This window comes from uncultured Flavobacterium sp. (genome assembly GCF_951805225.1).
Classification (GTDB): domain Bacteria; phylum Bacteroidota; class Bacteroidia; order Flavobacteriales; family Flavobacteriaceae; genus Flavobacterium.
On record NZ_OX638201.1, the window covers coordinates 5,042,606 to 5,066,731 of the forward strand.

General features: G+C 32.1%; 22 protein-coding genes. 10 read left to right on the forward strand and 12 right to left on the reverse strand.

All coding sequences use genetic code 11. The annotated features are described in order from the left end of the window. Nucleotides 1-218 precede the first annotated feature (218 nt). Nucleotides 219-2,426, reverse strand: coding sequence for a TonB-dependent receptor (locus tag WN975_RS20965; protein WP_337968186.1), 2,208 nt, complete (start codon nucleotides 2,424-2,426; stop codon nucleotides 219-221). A 160-nt stretch (nucleotides 2,427-2,586) separates the two neighbouring features. Then, nucleotides 2,587-2,940 carry a hypothetical protein gene (locus tag WN975_RS20970; RefSeq protein WP_337968187.1) on the reverse strand — a complete coding sequence of 118 codons (354 nt, stop codon included), beginning with the start codon at nucleotides 2,938-2,940 and terminating at the stop codon, nucleotides 2,587-2,589. A 192-nt stretch (nucleotides 2,941-3,132) separates the two neighbouring features. Here WN975_RS20970 and WN975_RS20975 point away from each other — a divergent pair, with 192 nt between their 5' ends. After that, nucleotides 3,133-3,870, forward strand: coding sequence for a porin family protein (locus WN975_RS20975; protein WP_338140825.1), 738 nt, complete (start codon nucleotides 3,133-3,135; stop codon nucleotides 3,868-3,870). Here WN975_RS20975 and WN975_RS20980 read toward each other — a convergent pair. Continuing rightward, nucleotides 3,865-4,470, reverse strand: coding sequence for a hypothetical protein (locus WN975_RS20980; protein ID WP_337968188.1), 606 nt, complete (start codon nucleotides 4,468-4,470; stop codon nucleotides 3,865-3,867). The genes WN975_RS20975 and WN975_RS20980 overlap by 6 nt on opposite strands. Nucleotides 4,471-4,766: 296 nt before the next feature. Between WN975_RS20980 and WN975_RS20985 the strand changes: the two genes are divergently transcribed. The 6 genes from WN975_RS20985 to WN975_RS21010 all read left to right on the forward strand — a co-directional run bounded on the left by WN975_RS20985 (nucleotide 4,767) and on the right by WN975_RS21010 (nucleotide 10,557). Further along, nucleotides 4,767-7,238 carry a bifunctional UDP-N-acetylmuramoyl-tripeptide:D-alanyl-D-alanine ligase/alanine racemase gene (locus WN975_RS20985; RefSeq protein WP_337968189.1) on the forward strand — a complete coding sequence of 824 codons (2,472 nt, stop codon included), beginning with the start codon at nucleotides 4,767-4,769 and terminating at the stop codon, nucleotides 7,236-7,238. Nucleotides 7,239-7,305: 67 nt separating this feature from the next. Then, nucleotides 7,306-7,683: a large conductance mechanosensitive channel protein MscL gene (gene mscL, locus WN975_RS20990; protein WP_099710405.1), complete on the forward strand. Its 378-nt coding sequence runs from the start codon at nucleotides 7,306-7,308 to the stop codon at nucleotides 7,681-7,683. A gap of 168 nt (nucleotides 7,684-7,851) precedes the next feature. Next, nucleotides 7,852-8,841 (forward strand): aspartate-semialdehyde dehydrogenase, encoded by a 990-nt coding sequence (locus WN975_RS20995; protein WP_099710406.1) that lies wholly within the window; start codon nucleotides 7,852-7,854, stop codon nucleotides 8,839-8,841. A gap of 108 nt (nucleotides 8,842-8,949) precedes the next feature. Next, a complete protein-coding gene (locus tag WN975_RS21000; RefSeq protein ID WP_337968190.1) occupies nucleotides 8,950-9,558 on the forward strand; it encodes a DUF1877 family protein in 609 nt (202 codons plus the stop codon). A 27-nt stretch (nucleotides 9,559-9,585) separates the two neighbouring features. Continuing rightward, complete coding sequence (locus WN975_RS21005) at nucleotides 9,586-9,990, forward strand: immunity 22 family protein (RefSeq protein WP_337968191.1); 405 nt, start codon at nucleotides 9,586-9,588, stop codon at nucleotides 9,988-9,990. Nucleotides 9,991-10,050: 60 nt separating this feature from the next. Beyond that, nucleotides 10,051-10,557, forward strand: coding sequence for an SMI1/KNR4 family protein (locus tag WN975_RS21010; protein WP_337968192.1), 507 nt, complete (start codon nucleotides 10,051-10,053; stop codon nucleotides 10,555-10,557). Between the two features lie 45 nt (nucleotides 10,558-10,602). On the opposite strand, the gene WN975_RS21015 is transcribed toward WN975_RS21010, so the two are convergent. The 4 genes from WN975_RS21015 to WN975_RS21030 form a co-directional block, all read right to left on the reverse strand. Further along, nucleotides 10,603-10,920, reverse strand: a complete 318-nt coding sequence (locus WN975_RS21015) for a 2Fe-2S iron-sulfur cluster-binding protein (protein ID WP_099710409.1) — start codon at nucleotides 10,918-10,920, stop codon at nucleotides 10,603-10,605. Nucleotides 10,921-10,977: 57 nt separating this feature from the next. Then, on the reverse strand, nucleotides 10,978-11,463 hold the full coding sequence (locus WN975_RS21020) for a hypothetical protein (protein WP_337968193.1): 486 nt from the start codon (nucleotides 11,461-11,463) through the stop codon (nucleotides 10,978-10,980). A 216-nt stretch (nucleotides 11,464-11,679) separates the two neighbouring features. Further along, nucleotides 11,680-11,919 carry a NifU family protein gene (locus WN975_RS21025; protein WP_026982674.1) on the reverse strand — a complete coding sequence of 80 codons (240 nt, stop codon included), beginning with the start codon at nucleotides 11,917-11,919 and terminating at the stop codon, nucleotides 11,680-11,682. Between the two features lie 115 nt (nucleotides 11,920-12,034). Further along, entirely contained in the window at nucleotides 12,035-13,165 is a 1,131-nt protein-coding gene (locus tag WN975_RS21030) for an Mrp/NBP35 family ATP-binding protein (protein WP_099710411.1), read from the reverse strand. A 420-nt stretch (nucleotides 13,166-13,585) separates the two neighbouring features. Here WN975_RS21030 and WN975_RS21035 point away from each other — a divergent pair, with 420 nt between their 5' ends. Beyond that, entirely contained in the window at nucleotides 13,586-15,208 is a 1,623-nt protein-coding gene (locus tag WN975_RS21035; protein WP_337968194.1) for a L,D-transpeptidase family protein, read from the forward strand. An 87-nt stretch (nucleotides 15,209-15,295) separates the two neighbouring features. On the opposite strand, the gene WN975_RS21040 is transcribed toward WN975_RS21035, so the two are convergent. The 3 genes from WN975_RS21040 to WN975_RS21050 all read right to left on the reverse strand — a co-directional run bounded on the left by WN975_RS21040 (nucleotide 15,296) and on the right by WN975_RS21050 (nucleotide 19,974). Then, a complete protein-coding gene (locus WN975_RS21040) occupies nucleotides 15,296-17,722 on the reverse strand; it encodes an ABC transporter permease (protein WP_337968195.1) in 2,427 nt (808 codons plus the stop codon). Between the two features lie 110 nt (nucleotides 17,723-17,832). Continuing rightward, nucleotides 17,833-18,540: an ABC transporter ATP-binding protein gene (locus tag WN975_RS21045; RefSeq protein WP_337968196.1), complete on the reverse strand. Its 708-nt coding sequence runs from the start codon at nucleotides 18,538-18,540 to the stop codon at nucleotides 17,833-17,835. Nucleotides 18,541-18,720: 180 nt separating this feature from the next. After that, nucleotides 18,721-19,974, reverse strand: a complete 1,254-nt coding sequence (locus WN975_RS21050; protein WP_337968197.1) for an HlyD family efflux transporter periplasmic adaptor subunit — start codon at nucleotides 19,972-19,974, stop codon at nucleotides 18,721-18,723. 158 nt (nucleotides 19,975-20,132) lie between these two features. Between WN975_RS21050 and WN975_RS21055 the strand changes: the two genes are divergently transcribed. Next, nucleotides 20,133-21,479 (forward strand): sigma-54 dependent transcriptional regulator, encoded by a 1,347-nt coding sequence (locus WN975_RS21055; RefSeq protein WP_337968198.1) that lies wholly within the window; start codon nucleotides 20,133-20,135, stop codon nucleotides 21,477-21,479. 152 nt (nucleotides 21,480-21,631) lie between these two features. Further along, on the forward strand, nucleotides 21,632-22,957 hold the full coding sequence (locus WN975_RS21060; protein WP_337968199.1) for a HAMP domain-containing sensor histidine kinase: 1,326 nt from the start codon (nucleotides 21,632-21,634) through the stop codon (nucleotides 22,955-22,957). 169 nt (nucleotides 22,958-23,126) lie between these two features. Here the strand turns inward: WN975_RS21060 and WN975_RS21065 are convergent, their stop codons facing one another. Both WN975_RS21065 and WN975_RS21070 read right to left on the reverse strand, forming a co-directional pair. After that, nucleotides 23,127-23,453: an MGMT family protein gene (locus WN975_RS21065; protein WP_337968200.1), complete on the reverse strand. Its 327-nt coding sequence runs from the start codon at nucleotides 23,451-23,453 to the stop codon at nucleotides 23,127-23,129. A 10-nt stretch (nucleotides 23,454-23,463) separates the two neighbouring features. After that, entirely contained in the window at nucleotides 23,464-24,099 is a 636-nt protein-coding gene (locus tag WN975_RS21070) for a LysE family transporter (protein ID WP_337968201.1), read from the reverse strand. Nucleotides 24,100-24,126: the final 27 nt, after the last annotated feature.

Below are 24,126 nucleotides of genomic sequence, written 5' to 3' on the forward strand. Positions count from 1 at the left end.
TAACCGCAAAGTGCGCAAAGATTTTATTTAAATGAGATGGTTAGAAACCGCAAAGCCCGCAAAGCTTTATAAATAATTTAACCGCAAAGTGCGCAAAGATTTTATTTAATTGGAATCGTTAGAAAACGCAAAGCCCGCAAAGCTTTGCGGGCTTTGCGATTTTATAAAATCTACTATGTTTAAAAAAACCTTGCGAACTTTGCGGTTAAACCAAAAGATTATAAATTAAAATTAACTCCCAGAACGATATTTCTTCCAATATTTGGAATACCGTCTGTTTTTAATCTTGAAAGGTGAGCAATGTATTTTTTATCGAATAAATTGTTTCCGTTCAGGTTCACATCAAAAGCATGTTTACCCAATTTTACCGTTCCGCCAAAACCAAGATTTACTAAAGTATAACCGTTTGAAGCCGTTTCGAAACCACTTACATTATTCTGATTAAAAGTAGAAGAAACGTTTACAGAAGCATAACCTTCCTGGAACCAATCTTTGATTTTGAACTCTGTTCTTAAAGTATTATTCCAGTTGTTTGCCGGAATTAAAGGTAAATAATCACCGTTTTGTTTTTTACCTGTTACAGTTTCAAAACTGGTTTCAAAATGCAACCAATCCAATGGATGCGGGTGAAAATGCAAACCAACTTCACCACCATACAAATTAGCATTGTCCTGAATATAAGCAAAAACATCATTGTTATCGCGTATTTCTCCAGTTGGCGAAGTATAGATATAGTTGTTTATATGATTATAAAATCCGTTAATGAAAAACTCAAAGTGAGTGTTTTTATATTCTAAATTTAAATCCGTCTGAACGTTTTGTTCCGTTTTCAAATCAGCTTTTCCAATTTCATATCGGTTAGTTCCTTCGTGAACTCCGTTAGAAGTTAACTCAGCTAAATTTGGTGCTCTAAATCCAGAAGCCACATTCAATCGAAGTGTTAAAGGTTCAGCCAATTTTGTTTTATAACCCAAAGAAGCATTAAAACTGTCAAATGATCGGTCTAATGGTAAAAAATAACCTTCTTCACCTTCAGTTCCGTGCGCGATAGAAGTTATTTTTCTATTGTCAAAACGTAATCCGGCTTGCAAAACATTGCTTCCCCATTCGTAATTTGCAGTTCCAAAAGCACCAAAATCATTTGTTGTAGCGTCAGGAATTAAATATTCTTCACCAGAATTTTTGTTCGTTTGATGCATTCCCTGAACGCCAAAAATAGCTTCAATTTTACCAAATTTAGGGAAATGATATTTAGCATTATAATTAAAAGTATTCAGTTTCATATGAAGAGAAGCTTCGTTGCTGTCTTCAAACTCACTTCTGTCATTTGCGATATAACCTAAATCAACATCTAATTTTGAGTTTTGAAAAAAGATAACGTTGTTTAAACTCAATAAATGGTTGAAAATTCCTTGTCTTGGAAACTCCGTGTTTTTGCTTGTAGATTGTTCTCCAATTCCATTATCCGGCATTCCAAGATCAAGTTTATTGTAATTGTATCTCAAAACACTTGAAAAACTAGAGTTGCTATATCCAATTCCGGTTTTAAAATCAGTTTCATTATAACGCGTGTTTGTTACACGTTCTCCGTCGGCAATTTTGTAATCAGAATGCGTGTTGAAACTTCCGCGAGCCAGAAATTTCCAGTTGTCGCTAGAAGTTTTTAATCCAATAGAAGAGTTACTTCCTTGTGTATTCGTGAAATATTTTTGGCTGAAATTAGCTTTAAACGTATTCGCATCAGCAAATTTTTCAGGATTAAAATACAAAACTCCACCCAGAGCATCAGAACCGTACAATAAAGAAGCAGGTCCTTTTATAACTTCAACACTTTCGATTCCGGCATCATTTAAACCTAAACCATGTTCGTCTCCAAACTGTTGATTTTCGATACGAACACCTTGAGAATATACCAAAACACGATTTCCGCTAAGACCGCGAATTACCGGTTTTCCGATAGAAGTTCCTGTTGAAATTTGCGAAACTCCAGGAATTGTAGCCAAACCTTCGATCAAAGTCGAAGTTCCTTTTTGTTGAAGTGTTTTAATACTTTCATGCTCGACTTTCATTACGTTTTGAGATTGTAATTTGTTGAAAGGCGTTGAAACTACAACTTCGTCCATTTCAAAAATAGATTCCGTAAGCGTTACATCCAGCGTATTTTCTTTTAATAATTTATCGATTGTTTTATTTTGAGTTGTGTACCCAACAAAAGTAAAGGCAAGTCTAAAGCTTCCGTTTGGAAGATTTTTGAATTCGTATTTTCCGTTTTCGTCAGTTTTCGTTCCTTTATGTAATTCAGGCGCATAAACAGAAACATTTGACACTGGTTTGTTTTCAAGATTGGTTACCGTTCCTGAAACAGAATTTTGAGCCGAAAGCAGGCCCGAAAACCCTAAAATAAGGGCTAATATTATTTTTTTCATTTGAAAATGATGCTATAGTTAATTGATTTTTTCTTTGAAAATAAAAACTAAAAAGAATAGTAACATTTGCCGATTCTGAAAGTTTCAGAATGGGGAAATCGACTAATTTTTTTGAATTAGATTAAAAAGGATTTTGATTTTATTTCGAGTAATCGAAAATTTAAGAAACTATAGCTTGAGGCGGACCACGTAATAAATAAGCGCTTTCTGAAAACGAATATATTTTTTCTGAAAGAGTAAAGAAATAAGGGATTTCTTTATTGAATGTGTGAAATTCAAAGGAGATTTCGTCTGGAGAAATATAACTTCCAAAAGCAAAATGACATACAAAACATAGGTCATAATTATGGTGCTGATGCGTTATTTCGCCACTTGGATCACTGTAATCGTGATGACATTGCTTTTCTGAAAGTTGCTTTACAATATGCTCATAACTGTGTATCGACTGAAACAATATTGAGAACAATATTGTTAGAGCGAAAGAAACACTTAATATGAGCTGCTTTTTCTTCATGCAAGGCAAAGGTATAAAAGAGCAATGAAAAAATGCGATGTTTTTTTGATTCTGTTGTTTATTTATTGAAAAAAGTGCAACAAATGGTTTTATTCGTCGTTAAAAAGAGAATAATTACTTTCTAATTGTCTCCTGAACTAGCATTATATTATATTTGTAAGTAAAATAAATATACCTTAAAAAAACGTTTACTTGAAAAACTCTTTAAAACCAAAATTCGATATGCGATTCCTTTTTAGTTGTTTGTTTTTAGTGTCGTTTTTAAATGGGTTTTCGCAAGAAGATACAAAACCTAAAATTGAACCGATAGTAAAAATAGACTCGTTATATCGTGAAGATCAGTTTTATTTTTCGGTTACCTATAATCTTCTGACACAGATTCCGCAAGGCCTTAAACAGAATAAATTTTCTGCGGGACTTTCTTCCGGATTCCTGCGTGATATGCCTTTAAATAAAAAAAGAACCTTTGCAATCGCTGCAGGTTTAGGTTTAAGTTATCAGAATTATTTTCAGAATCTAACAATTTCTAAAACTCCTGACGGATCACGAGCTTATGAAGTAAGTGATTATAATGATATTACGTCAAATAAATACCGTCAATATTTAGTCGATCTTCCAATCGAGTTTCGCTGGAGAAATTCGACTTACGAAAGTTATAAATTCTGGAGAGTTTATGCCGGAATTAAATTGAGTTATGTTATATCCAATAAATCGGTATTAGACAATGGCGAAGCGACTTATTCAGTAAAGAACAATCCTGATATTAATAAATTTCAATACGGAGTTTATCTCGCCACAGGTTATAATACCTGGAATGTTTATATTAATTATGGTTTAAATACGTTGTTTAAAAAAGACTTAAAAACGACTTCCGGACAAAATATCAATGTACAAACGCTAAATGCAGGATTGATATTCTACATTTTATAGCCATAAATACAGAAATAATAACTGCGGTAATATACCGATAAACGTCCCAATTAATAGTTCATTTGGTGAATGCGCTTCCATTTCTAATCTTGAAGAAGCAACAATTCCAGTCAATAAAATCAATAACGCAGACCAATAAGGATTTTGCATTTGCAAATGAATATTCAGTCCAATTACAAAAATTGCAAATCCGCTAATTGCCATCATATGCAAACTTGCCTTGATTTTGAAAAGCGAACATACCAACGCCAAAATTGTACTAAACAAAGCACCAAGAAAAAAGAAATGCAACTCTGGATAACGCGTAATCAGAATGCTTCTTTTTACCAGCAAAATATACAAAAAGCACTGTAAAATAAGTGGAATTTTGCGCTGCGAAGTTTCATGAACCATCACAGATTTTACATGTCCTGTTGAACGTAATAACAAGAAAAACAAAACAGGAACCAGAATCGTAATAATCAGAATTTGAAATAAAACATAATATTTTTCCTGATTTGTAAAGATGTCATTTTTACAAAAAAGATAAAATAATGTGGCATACATCGAGATGAAAATTGGATGTAAGATATAGGAAAATATAGGAAGTATTTTTTTCAAAACGTTGAATTTAGTGGTGTTAAGCAAATATAATGAAATAATGTTTTTTGCCACGAATTTCACAAACTTTCACATTTTTTTAATTTGGCTAGCTTTTGTTTCACGCAGATTTTACAGATTTAAGCAGATGTGCACAGATTTTTTTATCAAATAAATCGGCTTAGATCTGCTTAAATCTTTTTAAATCTGCGTGCAAAAAACAGTTCGTTACAAGAAAAATTACCCCAAATAATTAGTGAAAATTTGTGAAATTGGTGGCAATCCTTTTTTTAAATTTGACAAAAGAAAACTTCTAAATGAGCATAAACCTAAAAAGCCTTCTCTCAGTTCTTGACGCCAAATGGATTGGCTCAGACGCTGATATTTTTGTCGATCATATTTCGATTGACAGCCGTTCGTTGCAAAACGGATCACAAACGTTATTTTTTGCCTTAACAGGCGTTAATAATGACGCTCATTTGTATATTCCTGAATTGATTGAAAAAGGAGTTCAGAATTTTGTAGTGCAATATATTCCTGAGAATTATTCGGGAAAAGCGAATTTTTTATTGGTAAAAAATTCTCTGGATGCTTTGCAGGAATTTGCGAGTTATTATCGCGATCTTTTTGATTTTCCTATTATTGGTTTGACCGGAAGTAACGGGAAAACTATCGTAAAAGAATGGCTTAATTTTTTACTAAGTCCGGATTATAATATCATCAGAAGTCCTAAAAGTTATAATTCTCAGGTTGGCGTTCCATTGTCAGTTATTGCAATTAATGCGAAACACAATTTGGGTATTTTTGAAGCCGGAATTTCGACGGTAAATGAAATGGTTAATCTCGAGAAAATCATTAAACCAACTATTGGCGTTTTGACCAATATTGGATCTGCGCATGACGAAGGTTTTCAGAATCTGGAACAAAAAATCAACGAGAAATTATTGCTTTTCAAAAAATCAAAAGTGATTATTTATCAAAAAAATGAAATTGTTGATTTGTGTTTAAATGATTTCGTAAAAGAAAATAATTTAGAAAACAGAAAGATTTTTTCGTGGAGTTTTACCGATAATTCTGCCGATGTTTTTATTCTGAAAAAAGAAAATAAAAGCGATACAACGATTATTCAATATCAATATAAAGGAGAGAATTTCAGTCTTGAAATTCCGTTTAGTGATTCCGCTTCGATCGAAAATGCAGTTTCTTGTTTGTTGGTTTTGCTTTATTTCGAGTATGATTTTACTACGATTCAAAATCGTATGCAAATGTTGTATCCGGTGAGAATGCGATTAGAAGTAAAAAACGGAATCAACAATTGCAGTATTATCGATGATAGTTACAGTTCAGATTTTCAATCGCTAAAAATTGCCTTGGATTTCCTCGAAAGTCAGAAGAAAAAGAACGCTTCAAAAACAATTATTTTATCTGATATTGTTCAAAGCGGATTTTCAAATGAAGAATTATATACTAAAGTTGCACAACTTGTTTCTGATAATAAAGTAAATCGAGTTATTGTAATTGGAACTACTATTTCTTCGTTTGCTGCTAAATTTTCGAATTGTATTACTTTTCAAAATACAGCTGAATTTATTGCTGAAATCGATAGCTTAAACTTTAATAATGAAACCATTTTAATAAAAGGCGCGCGATCATTTCAGTTTGAGCAAATTGTTTCTTTGCTCGAAGAGAAAACGCATGAAACGGTTCTTGAAATCAACATGGATTCTATTAGCCATAATCTAAATTACTATAAATCAAAATTGGGCGATGATGTAAAAATCATGGTTATGGTAAAAGCTTTTGGTTATGGAAACGGAGGTTTGGAAATCGCAAAATTACTCGAACATCATAAAGTAGATTACTTGGGCGTGGCTTTCGCCGATGAAGGAATTTCACTGAAAAATGGCGGAATCAAATTACCAATTATGGTTCTAAATCCTGAATCGACCAGTTTTCCTTCGATTATTCAGTATGAATTAGAACCTGAAATTTATAGTATAAAGGGATTAAATGCCTTTTTGAAAATTGCTCGTGAAAGAGGTTTAAAAGATTTTCCAATTCATATTAAACTTGATACAGGAATGCATCGTTTAGGTTTTGAAGAAAATAATTTAAATGAATTGATCGAAACTTTAAAAGGAAATTCATCTGTAAAAGTAAAAAGTGTTTTGTCGCATCTTGCAACAAGTGACGAAGAAAAGCATTTTGAATTTGTGAATTTGCAGATTAATTTATTTGATAAATTGTCTTCAAAATTAATTTCAGAATTAGGCATAAATCCAATTCGTCATATATTAAATACGTCTGGAATTAGCAATTTCCCGAATGCACAATTTAATATGGTGCGTTTAGGAATTGGATTATACGGAGTTTCTAACGATCCGGCTGAACAAAAATATCTGGAGAATGTTGGAACTTTAAAATCAATAATATCTCAGGTTCGCACGATTCCAAATGGTGATAGTGTAGGTTATGGCCGCCGTTTTATGGCAAAGAAAGAAACCAGAATTGCGACAATTCCTATTGGTTATGCTGATGGAATTTCGAGATTATGGGGCAATGAGGTTGGATATGTATTAATCAAGAACCAAAAAGCGCCAATTGTTGGCAGCGTTTGTATGGATATGTTAATGGTCGATGTGAGTACAATTGATTGCAAAGAAGGAGATTCTGTGATTATTTTCGGCGAAAGCCCAACTGTTGTTGAAATGGCAGCGGCATTAAAAACTATTCCGTATGAAATTATGACCAGTATTTCGCAACGCGTAAAAAGAGTATTTTTTAGATAGATTTTGAAACTTTGCAGAAAATTCCGTATTTTCGATATCAATTTAATTATAAACTAAATAAACAATTATGGGGATGTTTTCAGAATTTAAGGAATTTGCAATGAAAGGCAACGTAGTCGATTTGGCTGTTGGGGTTATCATTGGAGCTGCTTTTGGCAAAATTGTGAGCTCGTTAATTGAAAATGTAATTACACCATTAATCTTAAAACCAGCATTAGACGCCGCACATTTGTCTACTATAGAAGAGCTGACGGCTTTTGGAGGTGTTAAGTACGGTTTGTTTCTTTCGGCAGTAATTAACTTTCTAATTGTTGCTTTTGTTTTATTCTTAATTATTAAAGGAATAAATCATGCAAAAAAGAAAGAAGTTGTTGTTCCGCCGCCAGCAGGACCAACTCAAGAAGAGTTATTGACGCAAATTAGAGATCTATTAAAAAATAAATAATATACCGCTACACTAAGTCTAACTTAACCGCTTCTTGATTGAGGCGGTTTTTTTTATGATTGTTTGATTTGTAACATTTTGTTATTTTTTGTGAAGCACATTGTTTTGTTTTTTATTATAGCTACTTTTGCAGAGTAAATTAGATTAATTCATACTAAAGATATAAAAATGAGAATAGCCGTTGTAGGTGCCACTGGTATGGTTGGCGAGATAATGCTTAAAGTTTTAGCAGAAAGAAATTTTCCTGTTACAGAGTTAATTCCTGTTGCATCTGAGAAATCAATTGGAAAAGAAATTGAATATAAAGGAGCAAAATATAAAGTTGTTGGATTGCAAACGGCAGTTGATATGAAAGCTGATATTGCTGTTTTTTCTGCTGGAGGAGATACTTCATTAGAATGGGCGCCAAAATTTGCAGCTGCAGGAACAACTGTTATTGATAACTCATCGGCATGGAGAATGGACCCAACCAAAAAATTGGTAGTTCCGGAAATCAATGCTTCAATATTAACAAAAGAAGATAAAATTATTGCAAATCCAAATTGCTCAACTATTCAAATGGTTTTGACATTGGCTCCATTGCATAAAAAATACAACATCAAGAGAATCATCGTTTCTACTTATCAATCAATCACCGGAACTGGTGTAAAAGCGGTAAGACAATTAGAAAATGAGTACGCTGGAATTCAAGGTGAAATGGCTTATAAATATCCAATTCACAGAAATGCGATTCCACATTGCGATAGTTTTGAAGAAAACGGATACACTAAAGAAGAAATGAAATTAGTTCGTGAAACTCAAAAAATCCTTGGCGATAATACCATTAGAGTTACAGCAACTGCAGTTCGTGTTCCTGTTGTTGGTGGACATAGCGAAGCGGTAAATGTTGAGTTTACAAATGATTTTGATGTAAATGAAGTTCGCGAAATCTTACATAATACTGATGGAGTAGTGGTTCAGGATAATTTAGACACATTTACATATCCAATGCCATTATATGCAGAAGGTAAAAATGATGTTTTTGTTGGAAGAATCCGTCGTGACGAAAGCCAGCCAAACACTTTAAACATGTGGATTGTTGCTGATAACTTGAGAAAAGGTGCTGCAACAAACACAATTCAAATCGCTGAATATTTAATTCAGGCAGGTTTGGTATAACTAGAGATTAAACAAAATTGTTATAAAGAGAAAGCCGTAATTGCAGCAATGTAATTACGGCTTTTTTGTGTTTTATAGTTTACTTTTGTTATTAAGAGAAGATATAATATGGGACTAGATTTACAACTTTTTTCAATTTCAAATAAAGCAGATTTTGTTCTCGAAAAAGCAAAATTAGATATCAATTATGCAATAGATTTTGATAAAATTCTAAATACGGAGACTTTACAATTACATTTAAAAATGGTTCAGGAAAATCCTGATGGAACTTCTGAATTTGCATTAAAAGAACTTATAGAGGATTCAGTTAAAGTCGTAAATTATTATCCGAAGAAGAATATTCAAAAACATACTTTTTATAGTAAAACAAGAGCATATGCAACGCTTGGTTATCTTTTGACGCAATATTTAAAGGATAAATATAAATTAGAAACTTCCGAGATATTCTATAAAGGAATTGCTATAGAATGCAAATCGCAATGGACAAGATTTGAATATTTAGACAATACAAAAACTTCAGAAATAAGCAATTTACTGGACAAGATCGAGTTTGAAGAACTCTTAAAGTATTATGATTACAAATCGATGTCTGAAGATGTTTATAAATTAATCACTCCGGAAAAATTTAATTTATTAGAAGAGGAATTCAATCTTCTTAAAGAATTTTATAAGAGCGCGAAAGATCTTGATTCTTTTGTAATTATTAAGATTAGTTAAGTAATTTTAAGTTGAAATATTGAAGTTATGAGAACAGAAACTAGCCATTTTTGGCTTGGAAAATTTAAATCAGAAGAAGATTATTTTGATTTTACAGGCGAAGACGAAAGCTATTACGAAAATGATAATGATATAGAGGATAAATACATATCTGAGTTTGCAAAATCTCAAGGTGAGAACTTTTTAGATCATGATTTTATAGAAAGCGGATTTGAAAATGAAGATATTCCGTTTGAAGAGAAATTTTTGCAATATTCTTATGCAGAAGAATGGATTGTTGAAGTAAAACAAAGGTTGATTGCTCTAAATCAAAATTCGGAAGAAATAAATACGGTTGTGTTTATTTCGAAAAATCAAATTAAGAATCCAGTTTCGGTAACGAATTCAAAATTTGATTTATTATATATTGGAGAAATCGAATATGAAATTTGAGTTTAAAGTTTTAAAGAAAATAACGAAAAGCGTATCTTAGCTAGTATAAATATAAAAGAAATGAACTTCGATAATTATAAAATAATTCCCAATTACAAGACCAATCAAGCCCATTTATTCCTTGCTGAAAACGAAGATATTTTGGCTTGCGAAAAAACGCTAAATATTGATTTTGACAATGATTACAAAGAATATGTTTCAACTTATGGAAGCGGAATTCTTGGCGGAACTTATGTCCGAATCTATCTTCCGGAAACTATTATTTTGACTTTGGCAGAATGGAAAGACCGCATAACCGAATATTGGTTTTGGGATGAAGGAAAGGATGTTTTGACGAAAGACGAAGTTTTAAATTCAATTAGAATTGGAGATACTTATGACGGAGATGAAATTATCCTTTTTAAAAGCGAATATTTCGTTTTGCCAAGACATAGCGAAATGATTTATAAAACAGGAAATACACTAGAAGAAACGATAACCTGGTTGTGTTCGTCAGGAATTTTAACCGAAGCATTTTCTGAAAGAGAATTTGAACCTTTTGATCCGGATGATTTGGCAAATAATTAAAAAGCATAAAAAAAGCGAGAACTTAAATTCTCGCTTTTTTATTATTTAGTATTCAGGTGCTAATTCTAGCTCTAATCCTTCTAATTCTGTAGTAATTGGTATCTGACAGCCTAAACGACTATTAGATTTAACATAAAACGCTTCCGAAAGCATAGCTTCTTCTTCATCTCCCATTTCTGGTAATGCAATATCATTAAGAACGTAACACTGGCAAGAGGCACACATTGCCATTCCTCCGCAGGTTCCTTCAACAGGAAGTTCGTATGCTTTGCATAACTCCATTATGTTCATTGCCATATCAGTTGGAGCTTGTAATTCGTGTATAACTCCTTCTCGATCTTTAATCTTTATTAATACATCCATTTTTATTATTTGGAATTTTGGTTCGGATTTGATAACATGAACAAATCCTTATTTAAATTAACTTGTTGGTTTTAAGCTAAAGGCGTATTCTTTTCTTTCGTTTTCTTTAGAATGTATTTTAATTCCCAGAATATTACCTCCCTTATCTAAAATTGTTACTACGGCAATTATAGAATAATAATCTCTATCTGATTGGAAAATTAGAGTTCCTTCGTAAGTTGTATTTACTACTCCTTGTTTGTCAGTTTGCGCAGCTATTTTTCTTGGATGAGAAAATTCAGCAGAACTGTAGGTTGCTTTATTTGAGAATTTTGCTTTTCCGTCGCAAAGATCATATAAAAAATCAAAATTACCAATTCTAAGACTTCCTTCTTCATTGGCTGGTATTGTCGAGAATATAATTTTACCTGAATAATCAAAATCTGACCATTCTTCATTTTCATTCAACCAGGCCTTATCTACAACTAATGTTGTTGCACTTTGTTGAGCATAACTTACTGTCAGGAAAAAAAACAATAAAAATAGAGAGTAATACTTCTTCATAAACTTAAGATTTAGAGGTTGTTTCACAAATTTAAGTTAAAAATGTAAAAAAAGTTCACTAAAAGCCTTAAATCTTTGGATTGTTTTTTGCTAAATCTGCAAATTAATGCTGTATTCTTATTGTTTTTTTATGATTTTATAAGTCAAATCGCTTTAGCGCTATTATTCTTGTTAAATCAATATCCTTAAAAAAGGCTAAACAATATATCGATTGTATTACATAATATTTACCACAGTTTCTATTTGTGGAGCATATTTTTTTATAGTTGTTTCGACTCCTGCTTTAAGTGTCATTTGGTTTACACTGCAGCTAATACATGCTCCTTCAAGACGAACTTTGACATGTTTGTCATCGTCTATAGAAATTAGTGTAATGTCTCCTCCATCAGAATTTAAAAAAGGTCTGATTTCATCTAGAGCCAATAATACGTTGCTTGTTAATTCTTCTGTTGTCATAATTTTATCAATTAGAAAATTAGTCAATTAGATAATTAGAAAATTCACTTTGAAGTAAAATTATCTCATTATCTAATTTTCTAATTATCTCATTAGTATTGTCTTATTATCTAATTTATTTTTTTACTGCTGAACAACCTGCCATAGTTGTAATTTTAATGGCTTCAGTTGCAGGTAAAGTATCGTTTCTGTTTACTGTTTCCTGTACAACATTTCGAGTTATTTCTTCAAAAATGGTTTCGATTACCGAAGCCGTTTGCAAAGCTGCAGGACGACCATAATCTCCTGCTTCACGAATTGATTGTACAATTGGCACTTCTCCTAAGAACGGAACATTCAAATCTTCTGCAAGATTTTTTGCACCTTCCTGTCCAAAGATATAATATTTATTGTCAGGTAATTCTTCTGGTGTAAAGTAAGCCATATTTTCGATAATTCCCAAAACAGGAACATTGATATTGTCTTGCATGAACATTGCAACTCCTTTTTTAGCATCGGCAAGAGCCACAGCTTGAGGCGTACTAACTACTACAGCTCCTGTAATAGGTAATGATTGCATGATCGAAAGGTGAATATCTCCAGTTCCCGGAGGTAAATCGATAAGCATAAAATCTAATTCTCCCCAATCTGCATCAAAAATCATTTGGTTCAAAGCTTTAGCAGCCATTGGACCTCTCCAGATTACAGCCTGACTTGGAGCGGTGAAAAAACCGATAGAAAGTATTTTGATTTCATAACTTTCAATTGGTTTCATTTTTGATTTTCCGTCAACGGTAATCGAAGTTGGTTTTTCATTTTCTACATCAAACATAATTGGCATAGAAGGTCCGTAGATATCAGCATCTAAAACACCAACGCTAAAACCCATTTTTGCAAGCGTTACCGCAAGATTTGCTGTAACAGTAGATTTTCCAACTCCACCTTTACCAGAAGCAACGGCTATTATATTTTTGATTCCCGGAATTGCCTTTCCTTTTATTTCGTTAGGATTTTCCTTGGCTTCAACTTTAATGTTTACTTTAACTTTTGCTTCAGAAGAAATCAAATCATGAATTGTTTTTTTGATATCGTCTTCGGCTCTTTTTTTAATGTGCATCGCCGGTGTATGTAATAGTAAATCTACCACAACTTCATCGCCAAAAGTTAGTACATTGGTAACAGCACCACTTTCGACCATGTTTTTTCCTTCTCCTGCTATAGTGATTGTTTCTAAAGCTTTAAGAATTTCTTTCCTATCTAATTTCATTTTAATCGTCTGTTTTCTATTGAGGGAAACCAATTAAAGAACTGTATTTATTTAAACTGATTTCAGTCTACAAAGATAACAGTTTATGTTCGGATTCAAATGCTTTTAAATTGTATTTCTTGATATTAGGATTGGTCAAAATGATTCTGAGCGATTGTCTTTCTTTTCTTTCGAATAAAAAACAACAATTTTTTGTTTGATATCAGTAAACTAAAGTGTTTTTAAAGTTAAAATATATGAATTTTAGGATAAATTTTCAGAAAAAGGTGATTAAAATATCAATAATCTTAGCTATATTTGAGTACCCTAAATCTATGATTTCTATTGTTTAAAAAAATATGCGAAAGCTTGTTTGTGGGTGAATTACGAGTTTTCGATATTTTTAAGTGAAATTATTTTCTAAATTTTAAATCTAAAAATATGCGAAATTTTACTTCTTTATCTGTAATTATTACCGTTAGTTTTTTGATGTTTTCTTTTGAATCTTCAGCAAAAAAAATCCCTTTAAAATATAAAACAACGGAATCTGAAAGTGTTACTTTCGATAAAAATTATGTTTTGAATCTTGCTGTAACTGAGGGCGCAATTAATGATTTTTATAAAAAATATCCCAAACTAAAAAAATACCAAAATGACGTTTTAGACCTTTATAAAAAGAAAGAGTTTAAGTCGATTTGGTATGATGATAGAAATATTAGTGAATTTGGATCTTTATTGTATCACAAAGTAAAACAGCTAAATGAGCAGGGAATCAAAGCTACAATGCCTTACAGAGATTTGATAGACGATGTTTTTAATGAAAATGTAACCGAAGATCTACCTCAAATCGACACAGAACTTTTGCTGTCTAATATGTATGTGTTTTATGCCAGCAATGTTTATTCAGGAGTTGATCCCGCTACTTTAAAAAAGATTGGTTGGTTCTTGCCGACAAAAACAATTTCTTATACCAAAATATTAGATTCTCTTATGGTTGATCCAGCAAGATTAAACAAAGACGAGAATCTTTTGTATGGACAATATTATAAGCTTAAAGCAGTCTTGAAAAAATACCGTACAATCGAAAAAAACAATCAATGGAAGAAAATAGAAATTGATAGTGCAAATTACAAAGATTTAAAACCTTTTGATAGTGGCGTTGCAGTAAAACAAATTAGAGAACGTTTGTTTGTTGTGGGAGATTTGGCGCAAGATTCTAAAAGAGATGTATATGACGAGGAAATGATGGCAGGTATTTTAAAATACAAAAAACGATACGGACTCACCTTAAATTATACTTTAACCAGAGATCATATCAATCAAATGAATGAGCCAATTGGTAAAAGAATTAAAACCATAATGCTAAATATGGAACGTTGTCGCTGGATACCGGCAAATCTGGCACAGGCAAACGAATATATAATGGTGAATATACCATCGTTTAGGTTGGTTTATGTTAAAAACGGAAAATATGATTTAGTATCAGATGTTTTTGTGGGAACGAGAATGACCGAGACAGTAATCTTTAGCGGAATGATGGATAGAATTGTATTTAGTCCGTATTGGTATGTTCCGCAAAGTATTATTAAAAATGAGCTAAAACTCAAAATGGCCGAAGATAAAAACTATCTCGCAGATCATAATATGGAATGGAATGGAGGGAATGTTCGACAAAAACCAGGGCCTAAAAACTCGTTGGGATTAGTTAAATTCATGTTTCCGAATCCTAATGATATTTACCTTCATGATACACCGGCAAAAAGTTTATTTGAATTTGAAAAACGTATTTTTAGCCACGGTTGTATCAACGTAAAAGAAGCAAAAAATCTGGCACTCGAAATCTTAAAAGACGATCCGGATTGGCCAGTTGATAAAATAAATCAGGCAATGAGTGGCGAAAAAGAAACGACTTGCAAGCTTAAAAATAAGATTCCAATCTATATAGGTTATTTTACAGCTTGGGTAAATGATGATGGCGAAATTGGTTTTTATCCTGATGTATACGACAGAGATCCACAATTAGATAAATTACTGTATTCATCAGATTCTGTTGCTGCAAAATAAAACATTTATTAGTCAGATATTAAAGAGAAAAACCCGCCAGATTTTATTAGTCTGGCGGGTTTCTTTTAAAAAAAATGGTCTACAAGTTTATTCGTATTTTAAGTATTTTAAGATATCTATTTTGGTAACCTGATAAGCTTTTGTCAAGACAATTAGTAAAGTCAGAACCATTAAAGAAATCAATGCAATAGTAAACGGAACAACCGAAACGCCAATTCTGAAAGCAAAATTTTCAAGCCATTTTTGCAATAAGATATAAGCCGGAATAATTCCGATACCAAATCCTATTAAGCAAAACAGAACATACTGTTTCGATAATGCTTTTAATAAAACATCTGTTTCTGCGCCCAAAGTTTTTCTGATCGCAATTTCTTTTAATCTTCTTTCCATTGAGAAAGATGCTAAAGCAAACAATCCAAAAATGGCAATGATGATTACAACAAGATTCAAAATGAAAAACAAATCCTTTTGTTTTACTTGTTCTTCATAAGTTTTAGCAAATCCTTTATTGACAAATTCATAATCAAAAGGATAATCAGGATTTACATTTTTCTCCCAATATGTTTTTAGTTTAGCTAAAGTTTCAGTCAGATTATTTGGAGAAACTTTTACATAAACATTATCAAAGTTATTCCATTTTAAAGTTTTCATATTGATAAAAACCATTGGCGGAACCTTATTTTGAAGTCCTGTAATATTAAAGTCTTTGACAATACCAACCACTTTAAATTTTAAGTTTCCTTTTTCATTTCCCCAACCTGATGTGATTACTGTATTTATAGGGTTTTTAAGTCCTAATGTTTTAGCCAGAGTTTCATTTATTAACCAATTATCAATAGTGTCAGAAGCGAATTTAGAAGATAAATTTCGGCCTTCGACAATTTTAATTTTCATCATTTCAAGAAAACCAAAATCCATTTCTACGTTTCGTGGTTGAACAAAAACACCATTGTGTGTAAAACCGGAACTTGAGTTTGTGCTGTTCCCAAAAGTACCCGCAAAAGTAGAAACATCCTCAACTCCTGACATTTTACCGATTTCTTGTTTTGCAGTAAAATATTTCTGAGCCTTATGGTTATAATCGGTAGATTTAAAAGGAATTCTGATAACCTGATCACCGCTAAAACCAAGATTTTTATTCATCATATAATCAACCTGAGAATTTACAATTAAGGCACCAATGATGAAAAAAGCTGCAATTCCAAATTGAAAAATAAGCATTGAATTTCTAATCCAGATACCACTTTTGCTTCTTGAAAAGTTTCCTTTTAAAACCTTCAAAGTTTCAAAATTCGATATATAAACGGCTGGAAAAATACCTGCAAGAATGATTACTAATCCAAATATTAAAAGAAGCTGCAGATAAAATTCGCCGCCATTCATAGTCAAAGATTTCTTCAAAAAGGTATTGTAATAAGGCAAAGAAAGTTCTACGATTGCCAGCGCAAAAATAATTGCCAAAACAACAATAATAGCAGTTTCAAAAATAAACTGAGCAATAATTTGATTTTTGCTTGCGCCAACAATTTTACGAACACCTACTTCTTTGGCACGTTTTATAGCCGAAGCTGTTGCTAAATTGATATAATTTACAAGCGACAAAATCAAAATCAAAACAGATAATCCTGCCATTATGTAAAGAAGCTGTAGATTTCCTTTTCCTTCAGGAGTTGTAGTTCCGGAAGCTTTTGTGCCATGCAGGTGTAAAGTTTTTAACTGATCAAGAATAACTTTGATTTCGCCATTTTCTTTGATGTATTGCGCCACAGTTTGACCACTTTCTTTAGCATCTTTTAAAGTTCTGTTTACAAAATTGACATTATGCATTTTCTTTAAAACTAAAGCAGGATCAACACCTTTTTTGATTTTAATCATCAAACCATAATTGAAATTTCCCCATTGATTGAAATCCTGTTCACGCACAAGTCCGCCAAAAACATAATTTGGTTCAAAAGACGACGGTTTTACAATGCGATAAACAGCTTTTACGATATAAGATTTATCATTGTAAGAAATTGATTTTCCAATTGGATCATCATTTTTAAAAAGTAGATTCGCTTGTTCTTCCGCAATAGCAACACTATTTTTCTCTTTTAAGATGGCTTTTTTATCTCCTTTTATAATTGGAAAAGGGAAAAAATCAAAAAAGTTCTCATCAGAAACCATGATTTTTTTATCGATTACTTTTTGATTCTGATATTTTATAACAGACTCACCATACCAAATGTTTAAAAAACAAATTTGTTCAATTTCCGGAATCGTTGCTTTACAGGTTCTTCCAAAAGGAATTGAACTTGTTGCCCAAGTATCTCCGGTTCCACCAATTACATTCAAAACCTGATAAGAATTTTCTTTTTCAGGATTCCATTGATCGTATGAGTTTTCGTTGTTCCAATATAAAATTGCAAAAATAACTCCCGCAACTCCAATGCTTAAGCCAAGGACATTTAAAAACGAAAACAATTTGTTTTGCTTTAAATGATAAATAAATATTTTAAACCAGTTAAAAATCATTGCTTATTTTTTTATAGTTCTTTGATTAGTTTTAGATAATAGCCAATATTTTGCAAACAAAACCTACCAGGAAAGTGATTACAGTGATAATAAAGTTGATCATTTTAAAATTATTTAGCGTCCATAAAAACATCTACATTTCTCTGATTTAATCGCTCAGAGAATATAACACCATCTTTCATATGAATCGTTTTTTGCGAAAACGAAGCGTCATAATCAGAGTGTGTAACCATTAAAATTGTGGCACCTTTTGCATGCAAATCAGTCAAAAGTTCCATAACTTCATTACCATTCTTACTGTCCAGATTTCCGGTTGGCTCATCGGCAAGAATGATTTTCGGGTCATTTACCAAAGCTCTTGCAACAGCAACCCTTTGTTGTTGTCCTCCAGAAAGTTGTTGAGGATAATGTTTCAAACGGTGCGAAATATTTAATTTCTCAGCAATAGCTTCAATTTTTTGTTTTCTTTCAGATGCTTTTACATTGTTGTAAAGCAACGGCAATTCGATATTATCATAAACAGAAAGCTCATCGATCAAATTGAAATTCTGAAAAATGAATCCGATATTTTCTTTACGAACCTGAGCTCTTCCTTTTTCTTTTAAGCCAATCATTTCCTGACCTAATAATTTATAACTTCCGTCAGAAGCGCCGTCCAAAAGACCAATGATATTTAATAAAGTCGATTTTCCGCAACCAGAAGGTCCCATGATAGTTAAAAAATCACCTTGTTTAATTTCTAAATTAATGCCACTCAAAGCTGAGGTTTCTACTTCTTCAGTTCTAAAAACTTTGGTTAAATTTTGAATTGTTATCATATTTTTTAAGGTTTTAATTGTTGATGATTATGTTTTTTGATTGATGATTGAAATTAATTATTAATTGTAAATTGTTGATTATTAATTATTAATTGGGTATTGATGATTTGATTGATGATTGAAACTTATCGTTAATTGTAAATTGGGTTTGAAACCTGAAACTTTAAACCTGAAACAAATTTACTGCGCCTGCGAACTACTAATGGATAACTCCTCAATGTCTTTATAATCAGCATACGACGAAGTAATTACAGATTCGCCTTCTTTTAAGCCATCCAGAATTTCATAATACGAAGGATTTTCTCTGCCTAGTTTTATGTTTCTTCTTTCGGCTTTATTGCCTTTAACTACAAAAATCCATTTCCCTGCGGTTTCCTGATTAAAACTTCCTTTTGGTATAACCAAAGTTTTATTCTTCTCGGACAAGATTAATTTCACTCCAAAACTTAATCCGTCTTGTAAAACAATTTCTTCCTTAGATGTAAAAGCCAACTCTACAGTAAAATGACCACTTTTAACTTCAGGAATTACTTTCGTAACTAAAACTTCAAGAGTTTTTCCTTTAAATTCGACTTGACCTTTTAAACCTTCGCGAACTTTTTCCAGATAAAATTCATCAACATCAGCCGTAAGTTTGTAACCGCGTTTTGAATCTATTTTTCCGATGCTTTCTCCAGCCTGAAAGGTTTTACCCAAAACAGGTTCAAATGAAGTCAATCTACCAGTTTCCGGAGCAGTAATTAAGAAGTTCTTTTTGTTGTTTCTTAAAATATCCAAACTTTTCTCCATAGTTTGAATCGAACGATTTATTTGCGAAATCTGAATTTGATTCGTTTGTTTTTCTTTCTGAATACTTTGCTGAATCGTTCTTTTGCGTTCCTCCTGAAAACGAAGACTTTCTTTAAAAGTATTCCAGTCGTTTTTTGAAATCACATCTTTATCATATAATTTGGCGTTCATATCATATAATCTTTTGGCGTCATTATAATCATGTTCGATTAAAACCAAATCTTTATTAAGACTTAATTCCTGATTTCTAATGTTCAGTTTTCCCGTATTCAAATTATTGATTTGCTCAATAATTGCCGTTTCCTGAGTCAGGTAATTAAGTTCCGTATTTGGATTGTATAAACGCGCCAACGATTGTCCTTTGGTAACCATTGCGCCATTTTCGACAAAAATCTCTTTAACAGATCCGCCTTCAGTAACATTTACCAACATTACATTTAAAGGCTCAACTTTAGCCTGAAAAACAACAAAATCTTCAAAAAAAGCTTTTTCGATTTTTTGAATAGAAAGTTCATCTGATTTTACATTCAGACTTCTTTTTGTGCTAAAGGAGAAAAAGATAATAACAGCCAAAACTAAAAAAACAGCAATTGCTATTGTCAGATATCTAAATTTTCTATTTTTACGAGGGATTACCGTGTCCATTTTTTAAATAATTTACTGATAGTCAATAGGTAAATACTGTGCCATAAAATTTATTATTTGTAAAGCCTTGATTTTAAAGAAGCTTTGAAAACCAGTTAAAAAAACGACTGTTCGATAATGAACAGTTGACCGTTCGATATCGGACAAAAAGAGACAGCATGCGAAAAAAACAAGCCCAAATATTAATCGTTGACGATCAGGAAGAAATTCTTTTTTCGGCAAAAATGATACTCAAAAAGCATTTTGAAACTATTTTCACGACAAATAGTCCAAAAAAAATCATTTCGCTTTTAAGTGAAAATGATATAAATGTGGTTTTGTTAGACATGAATTACCGAATTGGTTTTGAAGATGGGCGAGAAGGAATACATTGGCTAAAAGAAATTAAAACACTTTCGCCACAAACAATTGTGATTTTAATGACCGCATTTGGTAAAATTGAAACTGCCGTTGAAGGAATAAAAATTGGAGCTTTTGATTATGTTTTAAAACCGTGGCATAACGAAAAATTATTGGAGATAATAGATAAAGCGGTTGTCGAAAGTAGAAAAAACACCAAAAAAGTTGTTGTCGAAAAAACTGAAAAAAGATACTTCGTTGGAACTTCACAGAAAATAAAACAAGCTTATTCAATTGCTGAAAAAGTGGCTAAAACCGATGCAAATGTTTTGATTTTAGGCGAAAACGGAACTGGTAAATATGTTTTTGCGGAGTTTATTCATGAGAATTCAGAACGTAAAAATCAACCTTTTGTTCACGTTGATTTAGGTTCTTTAAGTGATAATTTATTCGAAAGTGAACTTTTTGGATACGCAAAAGGGGCTTTTACAGATGCAAAAATAGATACACCCGGAAGATTTGAAATGGCGTCAGGCGGAACTATTTTTCTGGATGAAATTGGGAATATTCCGCTTCATTTGCAAGCTAAATTATTGCATGTTCTGCAAACCAAAACAGTTACGCGTTTGGGCGAAAGCAAAGTCAGGCCATTAAATGTTCGAATTGTTGCAGCAACAAATAGTGATATTAAAGCTGAGGTCAAAAACAAAACATTCCGCGAAGATTTATTGTACCGAATTAATACAATGGAAATTCATTTGCCGTCATTACGCGAACGAAAAGATGATATTGTTCCGATGGCTCATTTTATTCTAGATCAGATTGCCGAAAAATACAATCAGGAAAACTGGAAATTTGAAGATAATGTAGCGCCATATTTAGAAAAATATCCCTGGAAAGGAAATGTGCGTGAAATGGAAAATAAGATCGAACGCGCCTTGATTTTAGCAGATAATAATACAATTTCTGTACAGGATTTAGACATTTTGAACTTTGAAGATTTTCAGGAAAACGACGAAAATCCATTATCTGAAATGGAAAGAAATGTTATCGAAAAAGCCTTATTTAAACACAACGGAAACATCAGTAAAACAGCCGAAGAATTAGGTTTGTCAAGAGCTGCATTATACAGAAGAATCGAAAAATACGATTTAAAAAATGGTTAAGCGCAGTATGATTTTACCGCAAAGCACGCAAAGTTTTTTTTTTGCTGTGTTTGTAATTGGCTGTATTAAGTTCGCAAAGCCGTTGTAGCGAACCTTGCGTAAATCCTTTGCGAACTTTGCGGTTAAATAATTAGCAAGAAAAAAATAAAATAATGAAAAACTGGAAGTTTTATAATGCATTGTTTGTGAGAGTATTATTTGTAATGATGCTCTTTTTCTTTTGCGTTTATTTAATCTATAAAATGTTTTATTACAATGCGTTTTTAGTTGGTTTTTTTGGCGCTGTAATGTTGTTTGAAATGTACTTTTTTGTCAAAAACAGATTATCGTTTTATGACAGAACATTACAATCTATATTAAAAAATGATTTTACGACTAATTTTCCGGAAGCCAATAAAAGAGAAAGTTTCAAAAGTTTGTATCTTCTTTATGACGCTTTAAAAGTGCGACAACAAGAACAAACTTCAAAAGAACTTGTTTACCAATCTATTTTGAATAGTATTGATACAGCGACTTTAATTTTAGAAAAAGAAAATGACGAATGGAATATTTTTTTGATGAACGATTGTTTTTCGAACTTATTTAAAGTTCCAAAAGTCAGTCATTGGAAATATCTTAAAAACTATCTGCCATCGCTTTGTTCAGAAGTCGAAAATGTTGGTTTTACAGATTTAAAATCGGCAATTTCGATTAAAATAGAAGAACAGGATTTGCAGACTTTTATGTTGCAAACTTCACACGCAAAAACATACAATAAAGAGTATTTTATAATTTTATTGGATAGTATTCAGCGTGTAATTGAGAAAAAAGAGAAAGAAGCCTGGATTAATCTGATGAAGATTATTTCGCATGAATTAATGAATTCCCTAACGCCAATTCGTGCGCTTTCGCAAAATTTACTCCACATTGTTGATCAGGATAAACTAGAAGACGACGATTTTGATGATATCAAAAGTAGTATTTCGACCATTATTAATCGAAGCGATCATTTGCAGGTTTTTGTCGAGAATTATCGAAAATTAGCCATGCTTCCGACGCCAACAAAAATAATGACACCAATAAATGCGCTTTTTCAGGATTGCCTCCGAATTATGGATCCGATTTTAAAAGCAGAAAATATTGAATTGATTAACGAAATTCATAGTTCGCGTTCTATTTTGATAGATAAAAATCAGATGGAACAAGTGATTATTAATTTAATTACAAACAGTATTTATGCCTTAAAAGAAAAGAGCGAAAAGAAAATGTTTTTATCCAGTTATACAGAGAATAATAGGTTTTTTATAGTCATTTCGGACAACGGAAAAGGAATCGATCAGGAAATTAGAGACAAAGTATTCTTGCCATTTTTCACCACCAGAAAAGACGGCGCCGGAATTGGATTAACACTTTCGAAAAATATTATTGAAGCCCACGGCGGTTATTTAAGCTACCAAACCGATGAAGATAAAACGAGTTTCGTGATTTCTTTGATTTAGAATTTGAACCATATAAGTTATGTAAGTTCATTTTAGTTTGGACTTAAAGCAGTTTCAGAATCTTTGTCAAAGTTTTAAACTTTGACAAAGATTGCGCATTACAGATTTTCAGACATAAGAATAAGTGTCACGATTAAATGAACTTAAATAGCTTATATGGTGAAAACCTTTAAAATTCAATTTCAGGTGTCCAAAAGTGTTTTTCGAGATCTATAATTTGATTGTTTTCTACAACAATGCCTTCGCTTTCCAAAAGTTGCTGCATTAAATTGGTTCCGTCAAAATGGTGTTTTCCAGTCAAAAGACCTTTTCTGTTTACAACTCTGTGCGCAGGAACATCATCCATATTGTGACAGGCATTCATTGCCCAACCTACCATTCGGGCAGAACGTGCGGTTCCTAAAGCTTTCGCAATAGCGCCATAAGAAGTTACTTTTCCGTATGGAATTTGTCTGGCGATTGCATAAACTCTTTCGAAAAAATTATCTTCAGCCATACTTTTAAAATTAACCGAAATAGTAACTCAGAATATTAAAAAGCGTTGCAATGGCAATTAATCCTGTGATGCTACCAATAATAGTATTCATGTTTCGCATGATATAATCGGTTTTCTTTTCTATTTTTCCAAAGAAACCAATGTAGCTGTATAATGCTGCAAAAGAACCCAAAACAGATCCGAAAACAAAAGTAAAAATAATGTTATTTTCAAATGCAAAAAGGTGATAAGAAGCTAAAGTAACACTCACAACCACATAATATGGAATTGGAAAAAAGTTCAAACCCGAAAGCAACATTCCTAAAAAGAAACGACTTTTTTTACTGTGTTTTTTTATCTTGGATTTTTTGGCTTTTGGTTCTTTAGCAAAAAACAAAAAGTAAATCGTTAAGATTGAGAAGATAACAAAACCAATTTCGCGTAAAAGCGTTACAACATCCGGACGATTATCAATTACCTGAGCAAATAAAACGGCCAGAGAAACCTGAAAAAAGATCACCAAAATGGCTCCGGCAACAAACCATAAAGCATTCTTTTTGCCCTCTTTCAAATTTACTTTGGCTGCGGTCATGTTGATTAATCCCGGGGGAATAATCCCAATGAAAGCGGCAAGAAAACCTGAAAGTAATGGGGTAAGTAATGCCATTCAGTTATTTAATGGGTTTGAAAAATC

Bases quoted from the DNA above. Each gene is read 5' to 3' on its own strand.
- WN975_RS20965 (WP_337968186.1), bottom strand. From the start codon at position 2,426: ATGAAAAAAATAATATTAGCCCTTATTTTAGGGTTTTCGGGCCTGCTT.
- WN975_RS20970 (WP_337968187.1), bottom strand. From the start codon at position 2,940: ATGAAGAAAAAGCAGCTCATATTAAGTGTTTCTTTCGCTCTAACAATA.
- WN975_RS20985 (WP_337968189.1), top strand. From the start codon at position 4,767: ATGAGCATAAACCTAAAAAGCCTTCTCTCAGTTCTTGACGCCAAATGG.
- mscL (WP_099710405.1), top strand. From the start codon at position 7,306: ATGGGGATGTTTTCAGAATTTAAGGAATTTGCAATGAAAGGCAACGTA.
- WN975_RS20995 (WP_099710406.1), top strand. From the start codon at position 7,852: ATGAGAATAGCCGTTGTAGGTGCCACTGGTATGGTTGGCGAGATAATG.
- WN975_RS21000 (WP_337968190.1), top strand. From the start codon at position 8,950: ATGGGACTAGATTTACAACTTTTTTCAATTTCAAATAAAGCAGATTTT.
- WN975_RS21005 (WP_337968191.1), top strand. From the start codon at position 9,586: ATGAGAACAGAAACTAGCCATTTTTGGCTTGGAAAATTTAAATCAGAA.
- WN975_RS21010 (WP_337968192.1), top strand. From the start codon at position 10,051: ATGAACTTCGATAATTATAAAATAATTCCCAATTACAAGACCAATCAA.
- WN975_RS21015 (WP_099710409.1), bottom strand. From the start codon at position 10,920: ATGGATGTATTAATAAAGATTAAAGATCGAGAAGGAGTTATACACGAA.
- WN975_RS21020 (WP_337968193.1), bottom strand. From the start codon at position 11,463: ATGAAGAAGTATTACTCTCTATTTTTATTGTTTTTTTTCCTGACAGTA.
- WN975_RS21025 (WP_026982674.1), bottom strand. From the start codon at position 11,919: ATGACAACAGAAGAATTAACAAGCAACGTATTATTGGCTCTAGATGAA.
- WN975_RS21030 (WP_099710411.1), bottom strand. From the start codon at position 13,165: ATGAAATTAGATAGGAAAGAAATTCTTAAAGCTTTAGAAACAATCACT.
- WN975_RS21035 (WP_337968194.1), top strand. From the start codon at position 13,586: ATGCGAAATTTTACTTCTTTATCTGTAATTATTACCGTTAGTTTTTTG.
- WN975_RS21040 (WP_337968195.1), bottom strand. From the start codon at position 17,722: ATGATTTTTAACTGGTTTAAAATATTTATTTATCATTTAAAGCAAAAC.
- WN975_RS21045 (WP_337968196.1), bottom strand. From the start codon at position 18,540: ATGATAACAATTCAAAATTTAACCAAAGTTTTTAGAACTGAAGAAGTA.
- WN975_RS21050 (WP_337968197.1), bottom strand. From the start codon at position 19,974: ATGGACACGGTAATCCCTCGTAAAAATAGAAAATTTAGATATCTGACA.
- WN975_RS21055 (WP_337968198.1), top strand. From the start codon at position 20,133: ATGCGAAAAAAACAAGCCCAAATATTAATCGTTGACGATCAGGAAGAA.
- WN975_RS21060 (WP_337968199.1), top strand. From the start codon at position 21,632: ATGAAAAACTGGAAGTTTTATAATGCATTGTTTGTGAGAGTATTATTT.
- WN975_RS21065 (WP_337968200.1), bottom strand. From the start codon at position 23,453: ATGGCTGAAGATAATTTTTTCGAAAGAGTTTATGCAATCGCCAGACAA.
- WN975_RS21070 (WP_337968201.1), bottom strand. From the start codon at position 24,099: ATGGCATTACTTACCCCATTACTTTCAGGTTTTCTTGCCGCTTTCATT.